Source organism: Deltaproteobacteria bacterium (genome assembly GCA_030654105.1).
GTDB lineage: Bacteria > Desulfobacterota > SM23-61 > SM23-61 > SM23-61 > JAHJQK01.
The window spans coordinates 1-11,974 of the sequence record JAURYC010000344.1 but is presented as its reverse complement, the minus strand read 5'-3'; the positions used below and the strand labels follow the sequence as shown (position 1 = coordinate 11,974).

11 protein-coding genes are annotated in these 11,974 nt (G+C 51.4%); 7 read left to right on the top strand and 4 right to left on the bottom strand.

From position 1 onward, the window contains the following. Positions 1–49: 49 nt before the first annotated feature. The 3 genes from Q7V48_15130 to Q7V48_15120 all read right to left on the bottom strand — a co-directional run bounded on the left by Q7V48_15130 (position 50) and on the right by Q7V48_15120 (position 3,461). Positions 50–1,150 carry an ATP-dependent 6-phosphofructokinase gene (locus Q7V48_15130; GenBank protein MDO9212060.1) on the bottom strand — a complete coding sequence of 367 codons (1,101 nt, stop codon included), beginning with the start codon at positions 1,148–1,150 and terminating at the stop codon, positions 50–52. 240 nt (positions 1,151–1,390) lie between these two features. Further along, on the bottom strand, positions 1,391–3,022 hold the full coding sequence (locus Q7V48_15125; GenBank protein ID MDO9212059.1) for a thiamine pyrophosphate-binding protein: 1,632 nt from the start codon (positions 3,020–3,022) through the stop codon (positions 1,391–1,393). A 184-nt stretch (positions 3,023–3,206) separates the two neighbouring features. Continuing rightward, on the bottom strand, positions 3,207–3,461 hold the full coding sequence (locus Q7V48_15120; GenBank protein MDO9212058.1) for a hypothetical protein: 255 nt from the start codon (positions 3,459–3,461) through the stop codon (positions 3,207–3,209). Positions 3,462–3,744: 283 nt separating this feature from the next. Between Q7V48_15120 and Q7V48_15115 the strand changes: the two genes are divergently transcribed. The 5 genes from Q7V48_15115 (at position 3,745) to Q7V48_15095 (ending at position 8,849) form a co-directional block, all read left to right on the top strand. Next, the gene (locus Q7V48_15115) at positions 3,745–4,143 is read left to right on the top strand and encodes an ACT domain-containing protein (protein MDO9212057.1); all 399 of its coding nucleotides are present in this window, start codon (positions 3,745–3,747) and stop codon (positions 4,141–4,143) included. A 151-nt stretch (positions 4,144–4,294) separates the two neighbouring features. Next, positions 4,295–5,464 (top strand): pyridoxal phosphate-dependent aminotransferase, encoded by a 1,170-nt coding sequence (locus tag Q7V48_15110; protein ID MDO9212056.1) that lies wholly within the window; start codon positions 4,295–4,297, stop codon positions 5,462–5,464. A 65-nt stretch (positions 5,465–5,529) separates the two neighbouring features. Then, positions 5,530–6,795, top strand: a complete 1,266-nt coding sequence (locus tag Q7V48_15105) for a hypothetical protein (protein MDO9212055.1) — start codon at positions 5,530–5,532, stop codon at positions 6,793–6,795. Between the two features lie 3 nt (positions 6,796–6,798). After that, a complete protein-coding gene (locus Q7V48_15100; protein ID MDO9212054.1) occupies positions 6,799–7,212 on the top strand; it encodes a Zn-ribbon domain-containing OB-fold protein in 414 nt (137 codons plus the stop codon). Between the two features lie 74 nt (positions 7,213–7,286). Beyond that, positions 7,287–8,849 carry a long-chain fatty acid--CoA ligase gene (locus Q7V48_15095; GenBank protein ID MDO9212053.1) on the top strand — a complete coding sequence of 521 codons (1,563 nt, stop codon included), beginning with the start codon at positions 7,287–7,289 and terminating at the stop codon, positions 8,847–8,849. A 129-nt stretch (positions 8,850–8,978) separates the two neighbouring features. Here Q7V48_15095 and larA read toward each other — a convergent pair whose 3' ends face one another. Beyond that, the gene (gene larA / locus Q7V48_15090; protein ID MDO9212052.1) at positions 8,979–10,226 is read right to left on the bottom strand and encodes a nickel-dependent lactate racemase; all 1,248 of its coding nucleotides are present in this window, start codon (positions 10,224–10,226) and stop codon (positions 8,979–8,981) included. Positions 10,227–10,728: 502 nt separating this feature from the next. Between larA and Q7V48_15085 the strand changes: the two genes are divergently transcribed. Together Q7V48_15085 and Q7V48_15080 are read left to right on the top strand one after the other, a co-directional pair. Continuing rightward, positions 10,729–11,742, top strand: a complete 1,014-nt coding sequence (locus Q7V48_15085) for a TRAP transporter substrate-binding protein (GenBank protein ID MDO9212051.1) — start codon at positions 10,729–10,731, stop codon at positions 11,740–11,742. A gap of 22 nt (positions 11,743–11,764) precedes the next feature. Beyond that, on the top strand, positions 11,765–11,974 hold a 210-nt coding region (locus Q7V48_15080), incomplete at its 3' end, for a TRAP transporter small permease subunit (GenBank protein ID MDO9212050.1).

Sequence of the window (11,974 nt, the reverse complement as noted above, 5' to 3'; positions counted from 1 at the left end):
GCTTGACCCCTGGAATCCTCGACCCCTTGAATCCTCTTCAAGAGGTAATTCAATCCCCAAAGCTAACCCCGATAGAGCGGGCTGTCTTGACCAGATCGCCGTTGGGCAAAACTTTTCTCTGGTCGCCCTGGACTCTTCTCAGAGCTATATCTTCAATTTTCAGGCCGCGCAGGCAAACCATCCTACCAAACTTTCTTTGCATCACCAGGTCTACGGCTTTGGACCCGAATCGGGTGGCCAAAATGCGGTCGAAAACTGAAGGAGACCCACCCCGTTGGATATGCCCCAGGACGGTAATCCGAGTTTCTACGCCGGTCCTTTTCTCAATCTCATTCCCCACTTTATAGCCTACTCCTCCCAACCGTACAGGATCTGTGCTGTCCTCCACCAGCTTCTGAACGACCACTTCTCCTTTTTTCGGAACTGCCCCTTCTGCCACCACCACGATGCTGGACCGTTTCCCATAGCGATGCCTCTCCCTCACCACTTCGCAGACTTTGTCGATATCGTAGGGAATTTCCGGGATGAGGATGACATCCCCCCCGCCGGCCAAGCCGGCCTCTAAGGCAATCCATCCCGCATACCTACCCATGACTTCTACCACCATGACCCGGTGATGAGAAGCCGCCGTGGTTTGAAGTTTATCGATCGCTTCCATGGCGGTCTGCAAGGCTGTGTTAAACCCAAAGGTGACATCCGTACCCCAAAGGTCATTATCAATGGTTTTGGGAATTCCCACCAGCGGAACTCCTTTTTGAAAAAACTGGTGGGCGATCGTCAGCGACCCATCTCCTCCCACAGCAATCAGGGCATCGACCTTATTCCTTTTCAAATTGCGGATGGCCTGTTCGGAGACATCCCTGAAGATTTTTTTTCCTCTGACCATGACCGGGAAGCGAAAAGGGTTATCGCGATTGGAAGTCCCCAGAATCGTTCCCCCTTGATGCAAAATTCCTGAGGCATCTGAGGGTTCAAGCCGGCGAGTCATATTCCTGATCATCCCGAGGTACCCTTCCAAAAAGCCGACTACTTCCAACCCGTACTGAAAAATAGCTGTCTTCACCACCGCCCGGATAACAGCATTCAGGCCGGGGCAATCACCGCCTCCCGTGAGGATCCCGATTCTTTTGATTACAACTTTGGATTTCATCGCCACCCCCGAGAATATTTTTTAAAAAACTTTTTGCCACAGAGCACACAGAGGCCACAGAGAAATAAATAACCTAAAAATCAACTATAAAAATGCTTTTTTAAACTTTTCATTTCTTCTTACACTTTTATTTTAAATTTTATTCCATTTCCGCTCTGTGATCTCTGTGTGCTCTGTGGCTATGAATGGTATTTTTTTTCAATTCTACAGTTTTGTCTTACCCTTAAAATCCTAATCTGCTTAAGGGGGAATCTGGAAGGGGGCGATTAGCGTGGGAAGGGGCACTTCGATCACGACCGGCCTTTGGGCCTCCAGAGCTTCATCCAATGCCTTCCCCAACTGCTCCGGTTTAGCCTTCAGGCCTTTGGCGCCGAACAATTCAGCAAGCTTGGCAAAATCCGGGTTGTTTATCTCCGTCCCCACGATTCTTCCCCTGAAGTTTACCAACTGATCGCTTTTGGTCGATCCAAAAGCCTGATCATTAAAGACAATAGTTATCAAATTGATTCCGTACTTCACCGCCGTGGCCAGCTCACCGCAGGCATACAGGAAGCCCCCGTCTCCCACAACGCAGACGACTGGCCTATCTGGAGCAGCCAATTTAACTCCCAGGGCTGTAGGAAAAGAATACCCCAAGGTAGCGAAATAGGAAGAGGTTATGTAGGTCCGCGGGCGCCTGACCGTATAAGCCAGGTTGGCCCAATAACCGATGTTGGTGACCCCGGCCACCAAGATGGCGTCATCGGCCAATTCCTTCCTTAAGGTTTTGATAATGTCATATTGCCAGGGGGCTTTTTCTTGAAGCCAATTCTGGTGGTTCTGGCGAAATTGATCCAGCTCCGAAGTAAGCCAGCGTTCCTTCGCAACCTTTTCCTTTCGAACTGCTTCGACGAGAGCCCTCAGGCCAGCTTGGGCATCGGCTACGATGGCTACCTCTGCAGGATAGTTTTTTCCGATCACGGAAGGGTCGGCATCCAGGTGAATCAACTTTTGGGGAGGTTTTAAAGCCGTACCCGGTCGCTGCTGTTGCCATGTAAAGCGGGTGCCCACCGCCAAGACTACATCGGCCTGTGGCATGGCCCAGCGGATCGCTCCAAATCCGTAATACCCGCCCCCCAGGGAAAGGAGATGATCTTCAGAGATTGCGCCCTTGCCCTCGGGAGTGGTTACTACCGGTGCTCCCAGGGCTTCGGCCAGATCTCTCAACTCTGCGGATCCATCCGACAGAATGGCCCCCCCTCCTGCCCAGATGAGCGGTTTTTGGGCTTTAACGAGAAGCTCAACAGCCCGACGGATGCTCTCCGGGTCCGGCTCCGCGGGTGGAATGGCTTCCCGGGAAAAGAACTCTACCTCCGCGCTGTTTCTCAGGGTGTCCCAGGGAATTTCCACTTCTGTAGGACGGGGCCGACCTGTATTCATCTGGCCCATGGCCTCGTGTATGGCCCCGGGGATCTCTTCCCCCCTCATCACCCGGCGGCACCATTTGGTGACCGGGCGAACCATATCCAGCTGGTCATTGACTTCGTGGAGCACCCCCCCATCTTTTCCTAAATCCATACTCTCCACCTGCCCGGCCAGGAGAAGAACGGGGGAGGAACAGGCATAGGCCGTACCCATCGCGGCGAGGGTATTCTGAACTCCGGGCCCCGGCACAACCAGGCCTACGCCAGGCCTACCTTTGACCCGGGAATACCCGTCAGCCATGTAAATGGTGCTCTGTTCATGGCGGACGGTAATCAGGCGGAGGTCCTTCTCGCCGTAAAGGGCATCAAAGACGGCCATAATCTGGACTCCGGGAATGGAAAAAAGGTACTCTACTCCTTCTCTTTTCAACGATTCGACGACTGCTTCTCCTCCGGTCATTCTGGGCATATCATCCCCCCCATCCTTTGCTCTTCCGTTAGGTCAAAGTCCATAAGCTTCCTCCAAATGAGTGTGAGGGTAAGTGTCAGTGTGAGTGTGAGTAAAAGCATAGCATATAGAGGGCCGTCGGCGATTGTTTTTAACGTATGCTCTATGGGGTTTGTGCTTTGAGATTTTGACACTGACACTTACACTATTTCCCCTCCATTTTTTTATAAAGCGATTCGATTTTCCGGTCTCTCTCCCGCCTCAATCTCGCGATTTCTTTTTCTCGCTTTTCGGTTTCCTGGATCAAAATCTCCACTTCGGCGATCTTGGCAACATAAACCTTACGGATTTCGGCAATCTCGTTCTTTTGCTGCGAGGAAAGGCGGACAATTTCTTCATCTCCACCCATTTTCTCACTCTTCTCCAAGGCAATCTCCAAAGCGCTCTTTAACTCTCCCATAGTTTCTGTTCCTCCTTTCAAAAAGGATTGGATGGGCCGATGGAAAGCGTGGGCTTCGAACACTTGAGGATGGAAGAAGTGTACAATAAACGAACCCTCTTTTTCAATAGGGGGATTTGTCTCGATTCATTTGCTAAGTATCTCCAGCCGGTTTTGGTGGGTTCCCCCCGAGGGGGCAGTCTTTTATCCTCCCCCAACTTTTTTATGTACTTGCCGCCCCCCTTCATTTAATATATATTCCGCTGTTCAGGATTTTATTGATTGTCTCTTGCCAGAATAAATCATGGATGGGAAACTTAGACTTTTCGTCTTGCCGGAAACCTTGGCCATTTGTCAGCTGCCCAAGAATGCCCGCGTTCCCCAATGGGCGATCGTCGGTGCGTTTTTTTCCGTCACCCGAACAGCAGAAGAATTATCTGTGGTCTGCCCTCAAACCAACGTCCCAGAGGGAATCAAAAGGGATGAAGGATGGCGGTGTCTTAAGGTGGAAGGGCCGTTAGATTTTTCAGCAGCTGGAATCCTTGCTTCCCTCACCATGCCATTGGCGAAGGAGGGGATCAGTGTCTTCGCCGTGTCAACTTACCATACGGATTATTTGCTGGTGAAAGAGCAGCATCTGGGAAAAGCAGTCCAGATCCTTGCTCAGAATGAACACCGGATTCAATATTTAAAAAATTATTAGCCACAGAGAGCACAGAGATCACAGAGAAATAAATAAAAGTAAAAAATTTATTAATTTTTTATCTTATTTTTTGTAATTCGCTTTTTTACCTCTTGGCCCTCTGTGTTCTCTGTGACCTCTGTGGCTAAATCGCTTTGAGATGGAGATTGTGATGGAATACAACGTCGCCAAGCGAACCGAGTCTTTCCAGGAATCGGTAATCCGCAAGATGACCCGGGTTTGCCAGCAATACGGAGGGATCAACTTGGCCCAGGGATTCCCGGAAAAGTCCGCTCCCGAAGAGGTCCTCCAGGCAGCCCTGCAAGCCATCCAGGGGGGAAACAACCAGTATTCCATAACCTGGGGGCTGCCCGCGCTGCGGGAGGCGGTTTCCCAAAAAGTATCCCGATTCAATCTCAATGGCCGGCGGCCCGATCCGGAAAAGGAGGTCACCATCACCTGCGGCAGCAGCGAGGCCATCGTAGCTTCTTTGCTGGCCTTGGTTAATCCAGGAGAAAAGGTGGTCATCTTCGAACCTTTTTATGAAAACTACCTTCCGGGTTTGGCCCTGTGCGGAGCAACGCCCCTTTTCGTGCCCTTACGAGAGCCGGAATGGGGGATGGACCTGGAGGAGTTGAGTAAAGCCTTTTCCCATAATCCCAAAGCCTTGATCCTGAATACCCCGGCCAACCCTTCAGGTAAAGTATTTTCAAGAGAGGAGTTAGCGACCATCGCCCGACTTTGTATGCATCATGGCACTTATGTCATAACGGATGAGATATATGAACACATCATTTACGACGGATTTAAGCATGTCAGCATAGCCAGTTTGGCGGATATGTGGGGGCGGACGGTCACGATTAGCGGTTGTTCGAAGACTTACAGTGTAACCGGCTGGCGGGTAGGATATGTTGTGGCTCCCTATGGCCTGATGTCAGCCATCCGCAAGGTTCATGATTACCTGGTAGTGGCGGCGCCGACTCCCTTCCAAATCGCCGCCATCACGGCTATGGGCCTCCCTGATTCTTACTACCGGGGCCTGGGAGAACATTACCGGGAGCAACGGGACTTCCTCTTGCAGATTTTCCAGAAACTTTCGATCCGGGTGCTTCGCCCTTCCGGGGCTTATTACATGATGATCCGCATTGATGGATTGGGATACGAGGATGATGAAGCCTTTGCTATGGCGCTGGTGGAAAAAGCAGGTCTGGCGGTGGTGCCGGGGTCAAGCTTCTACCATCGGCCAGAGGATGGGCGGGATAAAGTTCGGATCTGCTATGCCAAGAAATGGGAGACGCTTTATCAGGTTAAGGAGAGGATGGAGAAATTTTTAAGGAGTTAAAGTTAAAATGGATACGTTCTCTGCACGCTCTGTGGTTAGGTTAACCCATTACCAAGGAGGTTGTCATGGGAAAGAGGAAAAAGCTATCAAGAGGAGTCGCCGTCGTTGGAGGCGGATTGTCCAAACTGGGATTATTCAAAGACCGTAATTCCAAGGATTTTTTTGCTGAAGCCTATTTAGAGATGATTGGCTCCGTGGATAAAGGAATAGACCCCAAGGACATTGAGGCCATTTACATTGGCAATTTTACCAATGACTTTTTCGTAAACCAGGCCCATTGGGGTCCGATCATATCCGATCTGGTGGGGCATGTACCCAAACCAGTGACCAGGACCGAGGGAGCCTGCGCCTCAAGTGCTCTGGCTTTTCGGGAAGGAGTATTCGCCATTGCCTCGGGCTTCTATGACGTCGTATTGGTAGGGGGCCTGGAACAGATGTCCAGACGTACTACCGAAGAAGTGGCTGAAGGCTTGGGCACTGCCGGCAGTCCCTATGAAGTGGCGACGGGGTTCACCTTCCCCGGAGTTTTTGGGACGATTGCCACAGCCTATTTTTCCAAATACGGGACTAACCGGGAAACTCTTTTTAACGTTACCATCAAGAGCCACCTCAATGCGCCTCTGAATCCGAAAGCCCAGTTTCCCTTAACCGTTCGGGACTTCATGAACGCCAGGATTGAGAAATGCCGCAAAAAAGGGGAGGCCGTGCCCGACTGGAAAGACGAGAAGGATTTCCTCCGGGATACCTCTGTGAATCCTCCCGTTGCCTGGCCCATGCACCTTTTCGACTGCTGTCCCATAAGCGACGGGGCATCCTGCCTGCTTCTGGTGGCTGAGGATATAGCCAGAAAGTTTACCGATGAGCCGATCTATGTGGCCGGCATCGGGCAGGGAAGTGGGTATAGCTTGCATGCTACCAAAAACATAACCTCCTTTGAGGCGACCCGGGCCGCAGCCCAGGAGGCCTATGAAATGTCCGGCCTTAGGCCCGAAGATATTCAATTTGCCGAGGTCCACGACTGTTTCTCCATCGCGGAGATCATTCATCTGGAAGACCTCGGCTTTTTCAAGCCGGGAGAAGGGCATAAAGCTACTGCTGAAGGTCAGACGAGACTTGAAGGCCCGAAGCCAATCAATACCTCGGGGGGTCTGAAATCGAAAGGCCACCCGGTGGGCGCCACTGGCGTAGCTCAGTTGTACGAGGTGTGGCTGCAGTTGAGAGGCCAAGCAGGGAAGAGGCAGATTCCCAACCGGAATTTGAGGGTAGGGGGCGCCCACAATCTGGGAGGCACCGGTGGCACCTGCACTTTTAACATTTTGGAGAGGAGGTAACCCATGTACGACCGACCTTTCAATGACAATTCCTACGAGCAGTTTCTGAAAGAAGAGAAGATCATGGGCTCCCAATGCCAAAAATGCGGTGCTTTAGCCCTGCCTCCCCGTCCCATATGCGTATCCTGTTTTGGAAGCGAATTGGAATGGATCCAGTTCCGGGGCGTAGGAAAACTGGCTGCTTTTACCAGTATCATCGTTGCCCCGCCGTTCATGGCCAAAGAAGGCTTTAGTAAAAATAATCCTTACGTCGTGGGAGTCGTAGAGCTGGAGGAAAGCGCGAAGATCGTGGCCCGCATTACTGGCGTGGATGCTAAAAAACCGGAGGAGATCAAGGTGGGGACCCCCCTCAAAGCGGAATTTATTCATAGCGGCCAGGGGCCCGAGCAGAAAACTTATTTAGCTTTCAAGCCTTAGCCCTTTTTCAGCTTAGACCGGCAAGTGGGGCATAAGCTTCGCTTGCCGGCTTTTCAAGCCAGTAAGGTACGTTTATGAACGTGGGGACACTTTTCACCAAAACGGCCCGCACCTTTCCCGATAGGCTGGCCATAGCCTACGGTAACTATGAGTTGACTTATCAGCAGGCCAACGAACGAATCAATCGGTTGGCTAATGCGCTCCGGGGCTTGGGAATCCAGAAGGGGGCGAATGTAGCCATCCTCCTGCACAACTGCCCCGAGTTCCTCGAGGCTCTCTTTGCCTGCTTCAAGGCCGGGCTGGGATCGGTTCCCGTCAATTTCCGCCTCCACCCCAAAGAGTGCAGTTTCATCATCGATAACTCGGAGGCCGAGGCAGTCATCCTGGGAGAAGATTTCCGGGATTCCCTCTATGCCCTCAAAGGCGAGATGCCCCGGGTTAAGCACTACATCTGCATCACTGAACCTTTGGAGGGAATGATTCGTTACGAGTCTTTAATCAAGGATCAACCTACCAACTTTACCGATGAAGAGGTGGAGAGGGACCACCTGGCCTGGATTTTTTATACCTCTGGAACCACGGGCCGTCCGAAAGGGGCGATGCTGACCCATCATAACCTGATGGTCATGACCATGAATTTTTTCGCCGACATGTGCCCCTTGGGACCGGAAGATGCGGTTTTGCATGCCGCTCCCCTAAGCCATGGGAGCGGGCTCTATTCTCTTCCCAACGTAGCCAAGGGCGCGGCCAATGTTATCCTGGCCTCGAAATCTTTTGACCCCCCTATTGTTTTTAAAACTATCCAGAGGAGGAGAGTTACCAATATATTCATGGCCCCGGCGATGATCAAACGTCTGATCATCTCCCCGGAGATTGGCCGTTATGACTTAAGCAGTCTGAGGTGTATCAATTATGGCGGGGCCCCTATCTTGGTGGAAGACCTTAAGGCTGCGGTAAAAAGAATGGGCCAGATCTTCGTTCAGCTTTTTGGACAGGCCGAGGCCCCCATGACCATCTCCTACCTTCGGAAGGAAGAACATCTGCTGGAAGGAACAGAAGAACAGATGAGGCGTTTGACCTCGGCGGGGATTCCCCGGACGGATGTGGAAGTGAAGATTATTGACGATATGGACCGAGACCTCCCGCCGGGAAAGATGGGGGAGATTGTAGTCCGGGGGGAAGTGGTCATGAAGGGCTACTGGAAAAACCCCGAAGCAACCGCTGAAACCTTACGGGGCGGATGGCTGTACACGGGAGATTTAGGGATCCTGGATGAGAAGGGGTATGTCTACATCCTCGATCGAGCCAAGGATATGATCATCAGTGGAGGAGAAAATATTTACTCCCGGGAGATTGAGGATGTGATCATCAAACACCCCGCCGTTCTGGAGGTGGCGGTTATTGGAGTTCCCGATGAAAAGTGGGGCGAATCCATCAAGGCCATGGTGTCGCTGAGGGAAGGCCGAAAGGCTACGGAAGAAGAAATTATCAACTTTTGCAAGCAGTATCTGGCCAGTTTTAAAAAACCGAAATCGGTAGAGTTCATCGACGCCATACCCAAGAACGCTTATGGAAAAGTTCTCAAACGAGAACTCCGGGAAAAGTTCTGGGCCGGTGAAGCCCGGAGGGTGAGGTAACCACTAAAAAAACAAAAGAGCATAAAAACCACAGAGAACACAGAGAATAAAGAGGATAATTTTAATCCCCCCCCAACCCTCTCCCGCAAGGGGAGAGGGGGTTTCCGGATTAGAACTATTTAGGTGTTTTTAATTGACGAATTGTAAGGAGCCGTTGGGAAAGATAGATACACTCTGCCCCGCACTGCCATCTTTCAATTCATCTAAGACATCCTTCCAGGTATTGCGGATGATTACATTTTCAGGATAGCGTTCCAGGAGGTCGGCCCGCGAGCAATTGGGTGAAAAAACGATAACCTTGCGCCCCTGGAAGATTCCGGCAATGGCCGGGCGGCGGCCCACCCGGTTATAAAGCCTCATGCCCCGGTCAGCGATGGAATGGAACCCAAGCCCGTCGGAGCTGGCAGTGGCAATGACCACCTTCCCCCCTGCGCGCACTAAACGGCGAGATAAATTGCCCGTCCACACATTGAGAGCCTTCTGGGCCTGGACTAATTCCGTATCTTCGGGGAAGGCGTTGAAGATGCCGATATCCGCATCCAGCGGGACCTCGGTCAAATATATCTTTCCGGCCAGTTCCACGGCCGCGCGATGAGCCTGAACCAAATCTCCCACAAAAACCCCGGCGGTCTTGCCATCGGAAGTCCCCACGGAATTGACGATGAGGTTCAAACCGGCCATTCTGGCCCCCTCTTCTATATCTAAGCGAAGCTCGTTAGTGTTCAGATCATATCCCTGGGAGAAGCCCGTGCTCCCGATCTTGCCCCTGAAGGCAGGGGTGTGATTTTTTTCGATCGTATCAATGGATCCTAACCCCGGGATGACGATTTTCCCCCCTCCGCCAAAGCCGGCAATGGGGTGGGGGGTGATAAACCCGATACCGATCTTGACCTCCGCCTCTATAAAATAGCGGTTGATCTGCACTGGCGTTCCTCTGGAGGTGGTGCCAACGTTGACCAGGTTCTCGTAAGGGTGATGGTTATAAACCGGAAAGCGATTGGCTATTTTCTTCCCCAGCTTTTTCTCCTGGTCAATTTTCATTAAGGGACGATGGCACCCAATGGCCATGACGATCTTGATGTTTTCATCCTTGATGCCCCCTTGATTCAACTCTTCCAGGATAAAGGGCAAGAAACGGTAGGCTTGGGTGGGCCGGGTCAGGTCGTCTACGGCAATGACTGCGGTTTTTTTCCCTTCGGCTAACCTGCGGATAGTCTCCTGGCCGATGGGATTCTGGAAGGCCTTGCGGATTTCAGGCTGACTCAAATCCGGCCCATCCGCCATGGAGGCCATGTGGACCTTCCAACGATTAGGAAAAGTTAAGGGGAGGTTTTTGCTCCCCCGCCAGCATCCCCATGGGATCGTAGTTTTTTTCATTTTAAAATTCCCCCTCGTTTGTTCAGGATCCTTGTAATCCAATAAACTGGATTGGGTCTTAATATATCACAATAAGGATGCCTGGATGAAATAAAATTTCTATCCGGGGTCAAGATAGAGAATTGCCTTGCTCTGCAATTTTCAACCCCAGGATTGTAAATTCAAGAAAAAGGGTGGGGGGAGGGAAAAAGCTCGAAGGAAAAATAAGGAAAAATATGTTGACAAAAAAAACGCTTTGTTATAAACCCAAACTAATTTAGAATATTAACCTTTGCCGTTCCCTAACCGCCGGAAAGGAAACTATTAGCTCCTCCGTTTGGCGTCAAAAGATTCAAGGCGGAGAGTTTTCCTTATCCTTTGACCTTGTCAGTGGAAGTTGGCCCAGAGTTAGTCCCTTTAGGAGCCAAAAGAATTTTCTGTAACCATGTATAACACGGGCATGACACCCGTGAAAAACAGAGGGACGCAAAGAAATTTGCGCGGCCCTTCAAGGGAGGTAGCTATGTGGATGAAGAGTAAGGGATGGCTGGTCATTTTGGTACTCCTTTCGGTGGTATTCTTGAATTCGCCCGCAGCCGGCCAGACGATCTTAAGGATGGGAACGCAATTTGCGCCGAAGTCCATCTCCACCCTGGCCATGGAAAAATTTGCCGATTATGTTAAAGAGAAGACCGACGGGAAATACACCGTGCGCATTTTCCCAGGTGGGCAACTGGGTCCCGACCGGGAGATGCAGCAGTCGTTAAAGTTGGGCACCCTCGAATTGCTTCAGGCCACCAACAACGCCCCCACGTTGATGAAGGAAGGGAAGAACTTCGAAGCCACGGCCGCCCCCTACGTTTTCCGCACCCAGGAAGAATATCATAAATTTCTTCAAACGCCACTCCACCATGAGATGGCCGCCAGCCTGGAAGCAGGCGGATCCAAGCTGGTGGGCTATGTGGGCGACCGTCCTCCCCGAGCTTTGACCACAACCAACACCCCGGTACGGGTACCGGCAGACATGAAGGGGTTGAAAATTCGCGTACCGGGGATGAAAGCTCTTATGGCCTTCTTCCAGGAAGTCGGATCGAATCCTACTCCCATGCCGTTCACCGAGCTTTTTACAGCCCTCAAGACGGGGATCGTAGTGGGGCAAGACAACGGGATCGACAACGTAGAATCCAGCGGCTTTTATGAGGTGCAAAAGTACTACATGAAGTTAGACCACGCCAGGGGAGTCTATATGCTTTACGCCAGTGTGCCAAAATGGAAGAATTGGCCTGATAGCTTAAAGAAGGTATTGGAAGACGGATGCAAAGTAGCCGCCACTCACAACAATCAGCTCCTTTCCGAATACGAGAAAGTGGCCTTTAAGCGGCTACAAGAAAAAGGCATGATTGTCCTCGATGTAGACCAGGCCGCCTTTGAAGAAGTCGGGAAAAGGGTCTGGAAGAAGTTTGACGGGGACCTCTGGGATAAAGGATTCATGGATCGAGTGCAGGCCCAGCTGGAGCAGATCAGAAAATCTCGATAATCCCTCCGAAGGAGATTCGCCCATGAAGTTTTGGAAAGTGGTTGATTGGATTGTGGACACCCTTGCAGCTATTTTCCTCCTGGCCACTTCCTTTATCCTGGCCCTGCAGATCTTTTTTCGTTATATCTTGAACCGGCCCCTGTCCTGGCCTCTGGAGGTTTCCCTCTTCTGCTTTGTTTGGTTGGTCTGGATGGGGGGGGTTGGAGGCATGCGCGAGGAGAAGCAGATCCGG